The sequence below is a fragment of the Burkholderia arboris genome, from assembly GCF_902499125.1.
GTDB lineage: Bacteria > Pseudomonadota > Gammaproteobacteria > Burkholderiales > Burkholderiaceae > Burkholderia > Burkholderia arboris.
In genome coordinates, this window is sequence record NZ_CABVPX010000012.1 from 58,066 (window position 1) to 74,008 (window position 15,943).

At 65.3% G+C, this 15,943-nt stretch carries 14 protein-coding genes; 3 read left to right on the forward strand and 11 right to left on the reverse strand.

Translation table 11 applies throughout. From position 1 onward, the window contains the following. The first annotated feature begins 215 nt into the window (after positions 1-215). Together BLA15945_RS16405 and BLA15945_RS16410 are read left to right on the forward strand one after the other, a co-directional pair. The gene (locus BLA15945_RS16405) at positions 216-767 is read left to right on the forward strand and encodes a hypothetical protein (protein ID WP_059233499.1); all 552 of its coding nucleotides are present in this window, start codon (positions 216-218) and stop codon (positions 765-767) included. Further along, entirely contained in the window at positions 764-1,258 is a 495-nt protein-coding gene (locus BLA15945_RS16410) for a hypothetical protein (protein ID WP_059233498.1), read from the forward strand. The genes BLA15945_RS16405 and BLA15945_RS16410 overlap by 4 nt, the downstream gene beginning before the upstream one ends. A gap of 237 nt (positions 1,259-1,495) precedes the next feature. Here the strand turns inward: BLA15945_RS16410 and BLA15945_RS16415 are convergent, their stop codons facing one another. From BLA15945_RS16415 to BLA15945_RS16455, 9 genes are all read right to left on the reverse strand, one after another. After that, a complete protein-coding gene (locus BLA15945_RS16415) occupies positions 1,496-2,182 on the reverse strand; it encodes a hypothetical protein (RefSeq protein ID WP_174992934.1) in 687 nt (228 codons plus the stop codon). 75 nt (positions 2,183-2,257) lie between these two features. Then, the gene (locus BLA15945_RS16420; RefSeq protein ID WP_174992935.1) at positions 2,258-2,740 is read right to left on the reverse strand and encodes a tetratricopeptide repeat protein; all 483 of its coding nucleotides are present in this window, start codon (positions 2,738-2,740) and stop codon (positions 2,258-2,260) included. A gap of 64 nt (positions 2,741-2,804) precedes the next feature. After that, positions 2,805-3,275 (reverse strand): hypothetical protein, encoded by a 471-nt coding sequence (locus BLA15945_RS16425; protein WP_059233495.1) that lies wholly within the window; start codon positions 3,273-3,275, stop codon positions 2,805-2,807. Between the two features lie 11 nt (positions 3,276-3,286). Beyond that, positions 3,287-4,633 carry a PAAR domain-containing protein gene (locus tag BLA15945_RS16430; protein WP_196486591.1) on the reverse strand — a complete coding sequence of 449 codons (1,347 nt, stop codon included), beginning with the start codon at positions 4,631-4,633 and terminating at the stop codon, positions 3,287-3,289. 12 nt (positions 4,634-4,645) lie between these two features. Next, on the reverse strand, positions 4,646-5,461 hold the full coding sequence (locus BLA15945_RS16435) for a DcrB-related protein (RefSeq protein ID WP_059233494.1): 816 nt from the start codon (positions 5,459-5,461) through the stop codon (positions 4,646-4,648). Positions 5,462-5,559: 98 nt separating this feature from the next. Beyond that, a complete protein-coding gene (locus tag BLA15945_RS16440) occupies positions 5,560-6,246 on the reverse strand; it encodes an ankyrin repeat domain-containing protein (RefSeq protein ID WP_226196671.1) in 687 nt (228 codons plus the stop codon). Positions 6,247-6,341: 95 nt separating this feature from the next. Further along, complete coding sequence (tssI, locus tag BLA15945_RS16445; protein ID WP_059236657.1) at positions 6,342-9,341, reverse strand: type VI secretion system tip protein TssI/VgrG; 3,000 nt, start codon at positions 9,339-9,341, stop codon at positions 6,342-6,344. A gap of 568 nt (positions 9,342-9,909) precedes the next feature. Then, positions 9,910-11,247 (reverse strand): ABC transporter ATP-binding protein, encoded by a 1,338-nt coding sequence (locus tag BLA15945_RS16450; RefSeq protein ID WP_059233492.1) that lies wholly within the window; start codon positions 11,245-11,247, stop codon positions 9,910-9,912. 22 nt (positions 11,248-11,269) lie between these two features. Beyond that, positions 11,270-13,027 (reverse strand): ABC transporter permease, encoded by a 1,758-nt coding sequence (locus BLA15945_RS16455; protein WP_059233491.1) that lies wholly within the window; start codon positions 13,025-13,027, stop codon positions 11,270-11,272. Positions 13,028-13,523: 496 nt separating this feature from the next. Here BLA15945_RS16455 and BLA15945_RS16460 point away from each other — a divergent pair, with 496 nt between their 5' ends. Next, positions 13,524-13,790, forward strand: coding sequence for a double-stranded DNA-specific endonuclease (locus BLA15945_RS16460; RefSeq protein WP_011545926.1), 267 nt, complete (start codon positions 13,524-13,526; stop codon positions 13,788-13,790). Between the two features lie 42 nt (positions 13,791-13,832). Here the strand turns inward: BLA15945_RS16460 and BLA15945_RS16465 are convergent, their stop codons facing one another. Next, a complete protein-coding gene (locus tag BLA15945_RS16465; protein WP_059233490.1) occupies positions 13,833-15,149 on the reverse strand; it encodes an ATP-binding protein in 1,317 nt (438 codons plus the stop codon). Further along, on the reverse strand, positions 15,133-15,858 hold the full coding sequence (locus tag BLA15945_RS16470; RefSeq protein ID WP_006493394.1) for a response regulator: 726 nt from the start codon (positions 15,856-15,858) through the stop codon (positions 15,133-15,135). The genes BLA15945_RS16465 and BLA15945_RS16470 overlap by 17 nt, the downstream gene beginning before the upstream one ends. Positions 15,859-15,943 lie beyond the last annotated feature (85 nt).

The window sequence follows — 15,943 nt, forward strand, 5'->3', positions numbered from 1 at the left end:
TTCCTTGCATCCCGAGGTAACAATTACCTTCAATTTGTAACGTTTCGACCCCTCACCAATCAACTATCCGACAATAGCGCCGCGCGTTCGCGCGCGGTACGCCGGCCGGCGATTTGTCAAAGCTTTGCAGTTCTCCTATGACAATTGCGAAACAATGACGCGGCATCGGGGCGTGCACGCGTCGCCGCTCACCCAGACAGGACTTGCACTCAGGGATGAACAATCGTTTCGAATCGCCGCGCCGGGCCATGCCGGCGCGCGTCGTGCTGGCCGCGATCGCCACGGCCGCACTGCTGTCCGGCTGCAATTCGCTGTACAGCGAAGGCGCGACAGCCGGCGCAGGTATCGCGGGCGCCGCAATCGCTTCCAAGGTCACCAACAACGCGGCCGTCGCGACAGGCATCGGTCTCGGCGCCGTCGCCGGCGCGCGGGCTGGCGTCCAGTACTCGCAGCGCGTCGCACACCGTTACACACAGGAACAGATCGCGAAGGCGGCCGGCCCGCTCGACGTCGGCGGCGTCGCACCGTGGTCGACCCACCACTCGTTCCCGATCGAGGACGACGAGCAGGGTCGCGTGACGGTCAGCCGGATGATCAGCGTCGGTCCGCTCGACTGCAAGGAAATCGTGTTCGCGGTCGACACGCCGGCGAAGGCCGACAAGGCCGCGCAATCGGCGTTCTACGTCGCCACGATCTGTCGCGACGGCCCCGCGTGGAAATGGGCGTCGGCCGAACCGGCGACCGAACGCTGGGGCGCGCTGCAATGAGCGTCGCGATCCGTATCGCGGCCATCGGCGCGTTGTGCGCGGCCACCGCCGCGCTGTCGGGCTGCGGGTCGGTCGGCGCGGCGAGCGGCGCACTTGCCGGCGCGGCGACGGGCCTCGTCACCGCGAACCCGGCGGTGGGCGTCGGCGTCGGGATCGCCGTGCAGGCCGCGACCGACGAGGCCGTCAACCGTACGATGAAGCAGCTCCATCAGAACCAGCAGGACGCGATCGCGAAGGTGGCCGGCAGTCTGGCCGTCGGCGAAGTGAAGCCGTGGAAGGTGAAGAACACGCTGCCGCTGGAAAACGGCGAAGGCGAAGTGCGCGTCGCGCGCGCTTACTCGACGCCGCTGGCGCTGTGCAAGGAATTCACGTTCTCGGTAAAGGACGGCGACAAGGCCGACTGGTATTTCGCGAATGCGTGCCAGCAAGGCACGCACTGGAAGTGGGCGTCGGCGGAACCGGCGGTCGACCGGTGGGGGAATCTGCAGTAGCGGTGCGATGCGCCGCGCGCCATGCACGGTGCCCTGCCGTTCTGGTCAGCCGCAACCGGCAGTCGTTACATAGACGCGCGCAGCTGCGTCACGCTGCCGTTGATCCGCGCGGAACACGCATCCATCGTCCGGGTTGCAGGCCAGGCACCGCTCTGCTGCCAGCCAATCGGGAACCGCCGAGAATGCGACTTGCCAATCCGGGCACTTCGATCATCGGCACGTCCGTCAGCCGGGCAATCAGATCGATGCGCCTGTCCGTTGATTGAACGCAGCCCGCATCACTTCCGGGCCGATCATTTCCATTCGACCCAGCTCGGCGAGGACCGCCACAAGTATGCCGTCGACCTCGGGATCCACCGCTCTCATCTGCGTCAGCAACGCAGGCCGGAAAGCTTCGTCTTCACTGATTCCCGATTCGCCCGTCTGGCGTCGCGCGCGATACAGCACGCCAACCCAATAGCGGGTGCGCTCGATTGCACTCCATCCCGCATAGGTGTCCGGGAACCTCGCTTGTTCGATTGCTTGCCGAACGACTGTCTCTGGATCGGCCGGAAACTGCATGAAGAACATCTGCTCTCCAACTGCAAGCCTCGACGAGGTCACCGGATCGTATGCGGTATAGGTTTCATAGCGAACGTCGGTAGCGGCCTCGAGCCGATGACCTACTTGCACCCGGATTCCATCTCGCAGAACTATCCGCCGCTCCAGCGGAAATCGTGCTTCGCGCTCGTTGCGTGACAGCAGACGCCCCAATTGCGGCGAAAACTCGACTTCATGTTGACGACCGATTTTCGCGTCGACGTACCAGACGATGATCGTTTGGGACTCGGCACTCTCGAGCGCCTTCAAGAAAACTGCCTCGGGAATCAACGCCGTCAACGATGCCGGCAGCGCGGAGTACGGCAACTTGTCACGCTTCAACATCCCGACGGCCCCGGAAGCAATTTGCCCGGACAGTTCCGGGCCAGATACCGCAAACTTCGCACCCGGCGGCGGCCGTTACGTACGCGCGCGAAGCTGCGCCACCCTTTCCTTGATCTTCGCGGACAACGCATCGTCCGGGTTGTAGGTCAGGCACCGCTCCAGATCGGCAATCGTAGCCTTGATATCGCCCAGCGTCTCGTAAACGCGGGCGCGGTTGAAATAGACGAAGGGCTGATCGGGATTGAGCTTCAGCGCCTTGTCGAAATACTCCAGCGACTTCTGGTAGCCACCGCCTTCGAGGAAAATCGTCGCGAGCGTGCAGTACGCCGACGGATCCGTGTACCCCAGCTCGATGGCGCGGTTCAGATCGTTCAACGCGAGATCCGTCTTCTTGATCATCGCGAAGGTCGTGCCGCGGTCGGCATACGTCGCCGCGTCTTCCGGCGCAACTTTCAGGATGTCGCCGTATAGCCCGAGCGCATCCTCGATGCGCCCCTGCGACACGAAACCGCGCGCGCGCATGCGAATCGGTGAAAAATCGGGATTCTTGTCGGTCATTCCATTCAGCTCCAAAAACTTCGTTTTCCCAATATCCGCTTCACCGTCTGAAAACCGATCCGGCTCAGCGTGCGGACCTCGCGATCAAGCCTTTCAGGTAGCTCTCCAGCACACTGAACTTGACGATCGACGCATTCCGCCACGTCGGATGCTGACTCGCCGCAGCCTTCACGGCCTCCGGGAAATCATCACGCAGCCACAACTCCGAAACATGTAACCTGGCACCCAATTCACCGTCCATGTCTTCCAGAACCATGTGCCCGCACCACGGATACTCGTTCAACCCGCTGGCCTGCACTCTCACGAACATGAGCGCACGCTCCCCGACTTGAAGCGCCACGTTACCCCAAGTCGGCGGACCACCGGTGAACGTGATCTCCGCTCCGAGAAGATCCGGCGTGATGCCTTTTCCGCTGGAATAGATGCGCTCGACCTTCGCCCGAAAAACTTGCGGACCCGGGGCGTCGACAACGGACGCGAGCACCAGATCGAACGACTCTGCGGCTACGGTATAGAAATCCTTTTTCTCACTCATCGATCCCGATCTCACGGCTTCCAGGGCTTCCAGGGCGTCCCGACCTTCTCGAGTTCGGGCATGTAGTTCTGCAATTTTCCGGTCGCCTCTGGAATGGGGATACCGAGACGGCCGGGGAATGTTGCGCAGTTATAGTTGTTTTCCGGCCATTCGCCGGACTTGGGCGGCCATTGATATCGAATGTCGTCCATGGGCCCACGCGCGACCAGTTCCTCGTGCGCCGCCAGAATCGATTCATACTGCTCTTGCGTGACCGGTATCTTCTGCTCATATACCGTCTGCAGCGCGCCGCCCCCTCCACGGGCCGGCAGCGGATTCTCTGCAATCAGGGAGAATGGCGTCTGGTCCTGAGTCAGTTGCCCGGGGTAGCTGCCGGATGACTTCAGATTAGCAAATACATCCGCCGCGGTCGCATCCCCCACTGCCGGGCCAAAGCCCCAAATCGTCTTGCCTCCGTCGAACGAATACCCGACGTGACCAGTGTACTGATACGGGTGCTGCACGCCTTCGGCGTTGGGCGTCCGCCCGCCACCGCGTACCCCGAACAACGAAATCGTCGGCTGCTCCGTCGCGCCTGCGGCACCTTCGGTGGCCTCCAGCGCCGACAGTTCGCCCGCCACGGAGCCCGCCCCCCTCGCCCCGCTGACGAGCCCGGCGCCCTTCGCCGCCCCGAACCCGCCCAGCAAGCTTCCTCCAAGCATCGACCACTTTTGCCCGTCGGAACCTTCGCCGAAAATCTTTCCGCCCAGCCATCCGCCAACTTCACCGCCGAAAAAACCGCCGGCCGCGCCGAGAATCGCCAGCGCCGGCCCGGCAAGGACGGCCGCGGCGGCAATGCCCACCGCGGCCATCGTCCAGTTGACCCACGCCGGGATCTCGGGATTGAACTCCCCGACCGCCGGGCCACCGATGAACACGTTCGGCGATCCGTCGTTGATCAACGCGCCGCACATCATCCGGTCTTCCTTGCGGCTCGCCGGCTGGCTGTTGATGTAGACCGTCGACGAACCCTGCGCGACCACCTGCGGCGGACCCGCGTGGTCGCTGCACAGACCCAGGCTCAGGATGGCCCGCATCGCCGCGCGACTGTTGATGAAGACGTTGGGTGAGCCCTTTATCAGACTTCCCGTGACATGCCGGGGCGCCCACGACATCGTGCCCAGCACTTCGCCGAGCCCGCCGCCCGCGGCAGCGCCCGCCGCGACTGCGGCAATCACCGTCAACGCGGCGCCGCCCGTTGCGACCACCGCCACGGCCCCGATTACCGCGCCGGCGATCAGCCCGGCAATCATCCATCCCTTGGACGCCGTATGCGCAATCGGATCGCCCAATCGCGCAGCAGCAAGCAATGTATCCACGCGCGCTCCCCGTTAGCCCGCGTTCGCAACCGCGGTCAGATAAGCACGCACGGCCTCGATGCTCTGCATGCCGGTCATGCCCTTCACCGCGGCCACACCGCCGAGCCGGTCGCCCAGCGGCGCGTGCTCGCGCGCATCCGTCGTCCAGAGCGCGAACTGACGGCCGTCCAGTGCTCTCCACGCCGGTTGTCCGATCGGAGCAGGTTGCAACGCCAGCGGCTCACCGGACGGGCCGAAGAACGCGGTGTCGTCGAACATTTCCGTGACGTCGTGCCGGAACAGTTCGGCCAGGCCGGTGAGCGCGTACAACGTCGCGCTCGGCTCATGCAGCACGAAGACGATGCCCGCCTCGTCCTGGCCGAGCGCGGTCGGCACGAAAGCCGCACGGTCGGGCCGGGCCAGCACGACACTCTCGAGCAAGCTCTTGTACTCCTTGCTCTTGTCCTCCGTGAACGACTTCGGACAGGTACCGATGAAACTGATCGCCACGCGCTCGCGCCCGGCCTTCGGTGACATCACCACCGTCTGGCGCTGATGCAGCGGCGTGCCTTCCGACACCCACTGATAATCGACTTCGCGTGCGGTTTCGCCGTCGATTTCCCGATTGTCCAGATGCTTCAATTCGAAACGCGGAAGCGACTTGCGCATCTCCGATACGAGCCGCGTCACGAACGTATCGACCGTGTCGTCCGGCTCCATCGGCGCACGCGAAACCACGAACGTGAATTCGCTGCTCCCTGCTTCATCGACCGTGAACAGGTGAATCGTCTTGTCTTTGAAGTGCGCCGGCAACTGAATGACGGCGTCGTTCATCTGATATTCGGACATGCTCTTCTCGGTTCGGCCTGCCCGTCGGGGCAGGCGCCGGATTGAAACTGTTCGCCGGCGGCACAGCCGCAGCCGGCGCTGCCGTCATGCGGCTTGCGTTACTGCACGCCGGCCGTGACCAGACGCTTGTGAATGGCTTCGATGCGACTCAGCTGCGGCGAGCCTTTCGGCGTCTGCTGCAGTTCGTCGCCGAGGACTTTCGAATAGGCGAGGCCGTTGTCGTTCTTCACCGACGGATCGGCACCATGCGCGAGCAGATAATCGACGACGTCCCACTGCCGCAGGCGCGTCGCTTCGTAGAGCGCGGTTTCCTTCATCGAGTCCCGCAGATTGACGTTGGCCTTGTGTTCGACCAGCGCGCGCATTTGCGGCAACAGCGTGTCCTTGCAGGTTGCGAAGAGCAGCGGCGTATCGCCGTCGTACCTGAGATCCGGGTTCATGCCGCCGGCCAGCAATGCTTTCAGCAGATTGGGCGTGTCGGCCCGCGCAGCCAGATAGGCGACGTTCGCGCCGTTCTCGCCGAACGGCTGTTCGGGCTTCGCGCCGTCCCGCACCAGTTCGCTGACGATCTGGAAGTGCACGTTCGTGGCGTCCGTCTTCACCGGAATCGCCTCCTGCACCGCGAACGACAACAGGGTGGCCTTCTTGTTGCCCGGCGCAGCCAGATCGGTATGCGTCGCAAGCGATTTGACCTGCTCGAGATTTCCGTCGCGAATGGCACGCGCCAGCTCGAGTTGCGATCCCGAGAAAAAGTCTTCGGGCGGGTAACGCTTGAAGTCTGCCATTTTTGTTTCCTGTGCTTGAGTCGGCCACCAGAACGGCGACGACAAACCGATTACCGCGACAACCGCGCCCGCGGCGATGACCTTGCTGTATTTCATCAATGTCCCTGAAGTTGGCTCAGCAACGACGCCTGCTGATCGGCAACGGTCGTTTCCAGCCCGCTCGTCACCTGCCCCATCATGTGGCGCTGAACGGTCGTCAAACTGGTACCCGGGATGGTGATCTGCTCACCGGCAGCCTTGGGCATCAATTGCGACGTCACGTCGCTGATCGGGCCCAGCCTGCCTTCCTGCACCCCGGTCAGGATGTCTCCGTCGACCCGGTAGTTCGTGATGGCCGACGCCCGCGGTGTTGCGCCGTACATCGGCAGCGTTTCTGAATTGAGGCCGGCCGCGTTGAACGTCGTCGCGCCCGCGCCGCTGGCCTGGGACGCCGCCGAAGCCAGCCCGCCGCCGAGCGAATGACCGGTGAGATCGAGGCCGCCTGCATTGCCGGAGCCGTAGATCTTCTTGCCGATGGTCACCGCGCGATCGTAGTACGGGGAGTTGTCGCCCAATCCCTGATTGAGGTTGTTCGACCAGTCTTCCTTGACCGTGGGCTGCGTTCCCTTGAAGGCCAGGGTAGGCTTCATGCTGTCGCCGAACACCGCGGGATCGGGCACGTATGCCTGCGCACCGAAGTTGCTGCCGGGAATCTGCAAGTCCTGCGGCCTCAGGCCGAACTTCTTGAGCGCTTCCGGATCGTTCGACACGTTCTTCCATCCCGGCGGCGCCGTACCCGGCGCATACACGGCTCCCGCGAGTTTGGCCAGCTGCTGCGCCTTGACCGTCGCCTGAAGCTTGCGTGCCGCTGCCTGCACCTTGGGATCGGCCGATGCGAGACCCGCCGCGATGATCGCCTGCTGATTGGCCCACTCGATCGCCATCGCCTGCTCGGGCGTCACGAACAGCCCCTGGTTCAGGTGGATCACCGGGCCGTCGAGAAAGATGCCGCTCTGATTGATCAGGATGCTCGATGCGCCGTGGGACAGCTTGATGCTGTCCGGCTTCAGCGTGACGATGCTCGCGCCCACGCGATGCTCGATCTCGTCCGTCGCCTGATAGCTCTGCTTGCCCGGCCCCGCATCGCCGGCCAGCGCCTGCACGCCGACACTGTTGGCCGTCGTGAAACGCGCTTTCGCGATCTTCTCCGACAGGTTGCCTTCCGCAACATGCTTGCTCTCGTCGCCTTTCAGCACCGACACGCTCCGCGCGCCGGATTCGACCGTGTGCGACTCGCTGTCCTTGACGATCGTTTTCATGTCCTTCTGCGCATGCAGAAAGACTTCCTGCGCCCCGTTCACGTCCGAGAAGCGCAGTTCGTTGAAGCCATCGCCCTTGTGCGTCTGGCTGCGCATCCCCATCGTCTGGCCGCCGCTGCCGTGGTACGGGTTGCCCGAATCGCCGTTGAACACGCGCCCGACGACGATGGGGTTGTCCGGATCGCCCTGGTTGAACGAGACGAGCACCTCCTGGCCGATCCGCGGGATCGCCGATCCGCCCCAGCCCTTGCCGGCCCACGGTTGCGACACGCGCACCCACATCGAGTCCGAACCGTCGAGCTTGCCGCGCCGGTCCCACATGAAATGCAGCTTGACCCGGCTGCCGTCGGTGTGAATTTCCTCGCCCTTCGGCCCGACCACGATCGCGGACTGCGTGCCCTGCATGTGCGGCTTGGGCGTACGCCGCTCCGGCCTGAACGGGATATCGATCGGCAGGCACGTGAACGTGTTGTGATACGGCAGCTTCGACGTCTGCTGGGTATAGTCGTTCGCCACCTGATGACGAACGCGGAGGATCACGAAGTCCTTGTTGTTGTAAGTGGACGTGCCGTGATTGACCAGCGTGAATCGCCCGTTCGTCGTCATCCCGTGCGCATGCCCCGCGCCGTTGAAGCGATGCGCGAGCGCCTCTTCCGCTTCCATTGCGTAGCACGCGTAACGTTGCCCGTCGTCGCCGTGGTCATACAGCGAATGGAACTGGTAACGCTCGGTCGTCTGGATGTTCGGGTGCTTCAGGTTGACCGTCGGCACCTCGACGTGCATCAGTTGCGAGGACGGCTGGTTGTAGTTGAAATCCCGGTACGTGATCTTGCCGACCCGGAAGCTGAACGCCTCATCCCATCGATCGATGCCGTTCTGCTCGCTCGCGGCGCTGCTGGCTTCGTACGGAATCGTCTTCAGGTTCGGAATCGGCTGAAACACCGCGTTGGTGTCGCCGATCACGAGGACGTGCTTGTCCTGTTCGTAGCGGAGCGTCCAGATCAGCCCTTCCTGCTCCATCAGGCGCGAGCAGAAACCGTAGTACGACTCGTCGTACATGACGATGTACTCGAGCTTCGGACGCTCGCCCTGCATCGCGAACTCGAAATCCGCAAAACCCATCTCGCGGAAAATGTCGGTCAGGATGTCCTGCGGCGTCTGGTTCTGGAAGATCCGGCAATCGGTCGAGCGTGTCAGAAACCAGAACCACGGCACGACCGACATTTCGTAACGGGTCACCGAGCCCGATTTTCCGACGCGGCCGAACGACGCGACGTACCCGTCGAAATATCGCTTCGTCTCGGTATCCGCTGCCGACGTCACGACGCGCGTCAGACTGAAATTGCGGCTCTGCGGCTCGAGCGTGATCTTGACCCGCTGCCCGACAATTTCCTGGGGTTCGATATTGTTGCGATGGGACAGCAGGTCGAGATGTGTTTCGGTCAGCTGATTGACGTGTTCGTCGATGACCGCCGCGCTGACCAGCAGCACGTCCGGACCGAGCGGCGTTTCGATCGTGATGAAACGATTGTCCTGGGTCAGACGCGGAAGCCCGCCCGTCAGGCTGTTGATGGCTTCGGCAATCGACTCCGGGGCCTTGCCCATCAACGACAAGCCGGTCTGCGCCAGTTGCACCGCGCTCGCGGCCCCGCCAAGCAGCCCCGCACCGGGCATACCGGTCAACGCCCCCAGTTGTCCCGCCATTCCGGCAATCGAACCCAGATTGCCCAGACCGCCGGCCAGGGTCGCACCGCTCCCTCCCGTCCCTTCGGGGTTTCCGTTTGCTGCGAAACTCATCATTAACCTCGTTCTTTTTGTCGGGCGAACCCGCCGCGACCTGGACGCTATCGCACCAACAAGGCGCTCTCAGCCACCTTGAAGGCGCCAAATATATCAAATCACAAGAGAATTCATAACCATTTGTCAGCATTTAATGTTGAGGCGCGTTGACAGCCGTGATAGATCCCCAATATCGATTGCCGACCGCCAGTCTCAGGCGCCCGACTGTCGGACGCATCGCACGATCGGCCTGCGATGCACGGCCGGAGCGCGGCGTACACCGAAAAACGAACGAGCCGATGCAGCAGGAAATCAACGTGTGGCGGGCCGGATGGCGCAGCCGGTCGTGAGCAAGGCGGTGCGCGCGACGATCGAACCGGGCGCGGCATGCTTGACGCATGCCATGCGCCCGTGCCCCCGGCAGGGGCACGATCCGGCGTTCAGGTAGGCGGGTAGTCAACGCGCGGCGCTCGTGGCGAACGCCGGGGACAGGCCCCGTACGGCCCTTTGCGGGGAGCGGCCGAATCGAACCGCGGCAGGCATCCGTGCGATGTCCGCCGAATGCTTTCGACCGACTCCGCGGGCGTCAGGACTCGACGTCCTCGAGGCTGAAGATCTCGGTCTGGTCGTTGTACGAGAAGATCTCGCCGTAGCGGCCCCAGTCGATCACCGCGTCGAGCGTTTCCTCGGCCGCGCCGTCCGACAGGAAATCCTCCAGCTCCTGCTCGAAGCGCACGCGCGGCGCGCGGTGGCCCGGGCGCTCGTTCAGCACCTTCTTGATCCGGGCAGCCAGCGGCACGTGCTTCAGCAGATGATCGGCGAACATCAGCTTGCGCTCCTGCGTGCCGAATTCCGCGAACACGCGGCCCGGCGGCGTCAGGAACACGTCGCCTTCGCGCACGTCCGCGAAGCCGAGGTACTGCAGCACTTCGGCGATCGGGAACAGGTCGTCGACCTCCAGATGCAGCGTGCGCGCGATTTCCGGCATGTCGGCACGGCCGTGGTACGGCGCCATCGCGAGCGTCTCGATCAGGCCGGCCATCAGGTTGGTCGACACCTGCGGCAGCCAGCTGCCGAGTTCGAGGCCCTTCTTCGTCGCCTCGCCGGTCTGGCGGGCCGTCATCTTCGCGTAGATGTCGTCGACGAGCTTGCGGAACGCCGGGTCGAGCCGGTTGCGCGGATGCTTGAACGGCACCTTGATCTCGGCGATCACGCGGCCCGGGTTCGACGACAGCACGAGGATCCGGTCGCACATGAACACGGCTTCCTCGATGTTGTGCGTGACGATCAGCACCGACTTGATCGGCATGCGGCCCTGCGTCCACAGGTCGAGCAGGTCGGTACGCAGCGTCTCGGCCGTCAGCACGTCGAGCGCCGAGAACGGCTCGTCCATCAGCAGGATCGTCGGATCGACGACGAGCGCACGCGCAAAGCCCACGCGCTGGCGCATGCCGCCCGACAGCTCGCGCGGGTACGCGTTCTCGAAGCCGTCGAGACCGATCAGGTCGATCGCGGCCAGCGCGCGTTCGCGCCGCTCGCGCGCGCCGACGCCGAGCGCTTCGAGGCCGGCTTCCACGTTCTGCAGCACCGTGAGCCACGGGAACAGCGCGAAGGTCTGGAACACCATCGCGACGCCTTCGGCCGGGCCATCCAGCGGCTTGCCGAGATAGGTCACTTCGCCGCCGGTCGGTTCGATCAGCCCGGCGATGATTCGCAGCAGCGTCGACTTGCCCGAGCCGGAACGGCCGAGCAAGCCGACGATTTCGCCCTCGCGCAGCGACAGGTTCGCGTCGTCGAGCACGAGCAGTTCGCCCTGCGTCTTGTTGAAGCCGCGGCAGACGTGATCGACACGCAGGATTTCCTCACCGAGGCGCGGCGGCTGGGACGTCTGGACGGGGGCGTTTACAGCATTCGGATTGTGCATCGCGTTTCGCTCTCAATCGGTCTCAGTCGAGCCGCAGCTTCGCTTCGGCGAAGGCATACAGCGGGCGCCACAGCAGGCGGTTGAACAGGGTGACGAACAGGGACATCACGGCGATGCCCAGGATGATCTTCGGGAAATCGCCGGCGGCGGTGGTCTGCGCGATGTATGCGCCGAGGCCGTGGGCCTCGATCTTGGTGTTGCCCCACTGCACGGCTTCCGACACGATGCTCGCGTTCCACGCGCCGCCCGAGGCGGTGATCGCACCGGTCACGTAGTACGGGAAGATGCCGGGCAGGATCGCCTGCCGCCACCACTGCCAGCCACGGATGCGGAAGTTCGTCGCTGCTTCGCGATAGTCGTTCGGGTAGGACGTTGCGCCGGCGATCACGTTGAAGAGGATATACCACTGCGTACCGAGCACGATCAGCGGCGACAGCCAGATATCGGCGTTCAGGTGAAAGCGCGCGATCACGATCACGAACACCGGGAACAGCAGGTTCGCCGGGAACGCGGCGAGGAACTGCGCAAGCGGCTGCAGCTTCTCGGCCAGCTTCGGGCGCAGCCCGATCCACACGCCGATCGGCACCCAGATCACGGACGCGATCGCGATCAGCACGACCACGCGCAGCAGCGTGATGAGCCCGAGCACGAGCACGTGGCCGACCTCGCCCATCGTCACGCCGGTCGAGACGAAGCTGACGACGCGCCACACGATATACGCCGTGCCGATCAGCACCAGAACCGCCCACGCGATGTCGACCGTGCGCGACGCCTTCTTCTCGACGCGCGGCAGCGTGAAGCGCATCGCGCCCGACAGCGGCAGTCGCAGCGGGATCCGCGCCGCCTTCGCGAAGAACCAGCCGGCCGGTACGAGCAGCTGATGGATCAGGCGCGTGCGGCGCACGAGGTCGAGCAGCCACGATTGCGGCGCATCGCCCGACGCGGTGTTCTCCATCCGGAACTTGTCGGCCCACGCGATGAGCGGGCGGAACAGGAACTGGTCATAGGCGAGGATCACGACCGTCATCGTGAGGATCACCCAGCCGATCGCGCCGAAGTTCTTGTCCGAGATCGCCTGCGCGAGATACGCGCCGATGCCCGGCAGCGTGATGGTCTGGTTGCCGACGGTGATCGCCTCCGACGCGACGACGAAGAACCAGCCGCCCGACATCGACATCATCATGTTCCAGATCAGGCCCGGCATCGAGAACGGCACTTCGAGCTTCCAGAAGCGCTGCCACGACGTCAGGTGGAAGCTGCGCGCCACTTCGTCCAGGTCGCGCGGCACCGTGCGCAGCGACTGGTAGAAGCTGAACGTCATGTTCCACGCCTGGCTCGTGAAGATCGCGAAGATCGCCGCCAGCTCGGCGCCGAGCACGCGGCTCGGGAACAGCGCGAGAAAGAACGTGACGGTGAACGAGATGAAGCCGAGCACCGGCACCGACTGCAGGATGTCGAGGATCGGGATCAGCACCATGCCCGCGCGGCGGCTCTTGGCCGCGAGCGTGCCGTAGACGAGCGTGAACGCGAGCGACGCGACCATCGCGGCGAGCATCCGCAGCGTGGTGCGCAACGCGTATTCGGGCAGGTTCGACGGATCGAGCGAGATCTTCTGCGTCTGCAGGGTGCCGATCGGCGCCATCGTCTCGTGAAAGCCGACGACCGCCATCGCGATCAGGCAGATGATCAGCGGAAATGCGATGAAGTCCCACCGGTTCGGCAGCACACGCCACGCGGATGCGTTGGCGGTCCGGTTCGGATTGAAGAATCCGACGTCCATCAGGCGCTCTCCCCGGTAAGGCCGAACGAAGCCGGCAGTCGATGTTGATTCATGGCAAAGCGCACGGGCGCGGTAATTCGATTGACTGGCGATCTCGCGCAGGCGCGAGGCGCCGTGCGTGCATGCGCCGTCGCGGCCCGGTCGAGCCGGCCCGCGACGGCACGACACTACACCAACCTGTATTTCAGGTACAACCGTCCGGGGACGGCGCAGGCAGCGCACGGATCGTGCCCGGCGCGCGGTGGATGGCGGGGAACGGCCCGGCCGCAGTCCTACGGCCGGCATGCAGGCCCGAATTATGCCGTGATCCGGCCCGGCCGGGAACCCGCCAGCCGCACGCGGGCGCAAACCGTGTCGGGCATCAGCAGCCGGATCCGGCGAAGCAGGTATGATCGGGGCTAGCCCCCAGGGTCTGTTTCGGCCGTCTCGTGGCAACGCGCGCGCGTTCCCCATGTAAACCGGCCCCGGGGATCGACCGACGAGCGGGAGGAAGGGAATGGCAGGAAACTTGGTGATCGTCTGCCGCGATCAGGATGCCGACGCGTTCTATGAACTCATGCAGGAGTACGGGTCGTTCCAGACGCGGCTGTCGTCGACGGCATGGTACCTGAACATGAACGTCGTGCCGGAATCGCTGCAGGAGGAAATCCTGGAGCGCCTCGGCCGGTATACGACCGTCTACATCTTCGAGGCCACCACGGTGACCTACAACACGATCGACAGCAACGCGGCCGAGACGCTCGGCACGCTGTTCGGCGAATGATGCCGGGCGGCGCCTGCCCGGCCGGGCAGGCGCCGCAACCGCTTACGCGGCCTGTGCGTGGGGTTCGTCCTTCGGCACGACCTCGAACGGGAACGTCATCGAGACACGCAGCCCGCCTTCGGGGCGGTTGCCGATGTCGCACGCGCCGCCCAGCCTGAGCACCAGCCGCTCGACGATCGCGAGCCCGAGCCCGCTGTGGCCGTTCCCGCCGCGCGCGGGGTCGAGCCGCACGAACGGCCGCGTGGCGGCCGCGAGGTCACGCGGCGCGATCCCGCCGCCGCTGTCGCTGACCGACAGCACGTAGCCGGCCGGCGTGCGCGCCGTCTCGACGAGCACGGGCGGTGCGCCGTACGCATGCGCGTTGTCCAGCAGGTTCGACAGGATCCGGTCGAGTGTCGCCGTCGGCAGCCGGAAGCCCGGATCGGCCTCCAGCCGCGTCTGGACCGTCGGCGCGTTCGGCGCGACGGCGCGATAGCTGCGTGCGATCCGCTCGCAGGCCTGATCGACCGGCACCGGTTCGCTGCGATCGGCCCCGCCGTGCGCAAACACCAGAAACTGATCGACGATGTGCGACATCGAGTCGACATCGCGCACGACCCCGTCGCGCAACCGTGCGTCGTCCATCATTTCCGCCCGCAGGCGCATCCGCGCGAGCGGCGTGCGCAGGTCGTGCGCGACGCCCGCCAGCATCACCGCGCGATCGCTCTCGGCCTGCGACACCTGCTCCACCATCTGGTTGAAGCCGTGCGTGAGCTGGCGCAGCTCGCGCGGGCCGCGCTCGCGCAGCGGCGGCACCGGCTGCCCGCGGCCGAAACGCGCGACCGCGCGCGCGAGCGAGCGCAGCGGCTGCTGCAACTGCCAGGCCGCGAACAGCGCGGCGATCACGCCGGCCGAGAAGATCGTGCCGAGCCACAGCAGCATCCGGTCGAGCGAGCGCGGCGGCCGCAGCGGCTGGACGGGCACGACGATCCAGTTGCGGTCGGCCGGCTCCTTCACCCACAGCACCGGCGGATGGCCGGGCACGCCGATCTGGACCTGCGTGCCGGGCGGCATGCGGTCGCTCACGTCGTCGCGGAACCGCTTGAGCGGCGGCGGCAATCCCGAATCGCCGCCCTTCGGCACGTCGGCACTGTCCGGCGACACGAGCCGCACGCGCGACGGCAGCGGCTGGTCCGGCGTGCGCGCGACGTGCTGGCGCACCGCGTCGACGAGGAAGGTGGCCTCTTCGACGGCATACCGTGTCTGCATCTGGTTGCGCTCGAGCCGCATCGCGAAAAACCACGCGAAGTGCGACAGGAGCAGGACACCGACGACGAGCAGCGCCAGCCGCCCGAACAGTGAATCAATGGGTTTGCGCATGAGCCTCGCCGTCGGGCACGAACACGTAGCCGCGCCCGCGCACCGTCTGGATGAAGCGCGGCGTCGACGGATCCGTTTCGAGGATGCGGCGCAGGCGCCACACCTGGACGTCGATGCCGCGGTCGGTACCGTCGTACTCGGGCCCGTGCAGCAGCTCGAGCAGCCGCTCGCGCGTGAGCGTGCGCAGCGCATGGTTCACGAAGATCTTCAGCAACGCGAATTCGCTGCTCGACAGCGTGGCCGGCTTGCCGTCGACCGACAGCGTGCGCGCCTGGAAGTCCAGCAGGAAGCGGCCGAACGCGAACGGCTCGCGCTGTTCGGGCGCCGCCGCCGACGGCGTCGCGCGGCGGCGGCGCAGCACGGCCTGCACGCGCGCGAGCAGCTCGCGCGGATTGAACGGCTTGCCGAGGTAGTCGTCCGCGCCGAGCTCGAGCCCGACGATGCGGTCGACGTCGTCCGCGCGGGCGGTCAGCATGATCACGGGGATGTCGTCGCCGGCCGCGCGCAGCTGGCGCAGCGCGGTCAGGCCGTCCACGCCCGGCATCATCAGGTCCAGCACGATCAGGTCGGGCCGCTCGCGCTCGAGGCGCTTCTCGAGCGTCGCCGCGTCGTGCAGCACGGACACTTCCATCCCCTGGCGCACGAGATAGTCGCGCAGCAGGTCTCGGAGTTCTTGGTCGTCGTCGACGATGAGGATCTGGGTAGTCATGGCTCGAAGTTTACCGCGCGAGGGCGGAGTCGAAGAACGAAACAAAGGGACGAAAGGGTTACTGCGGGTTACCGCGCAAGGGAAC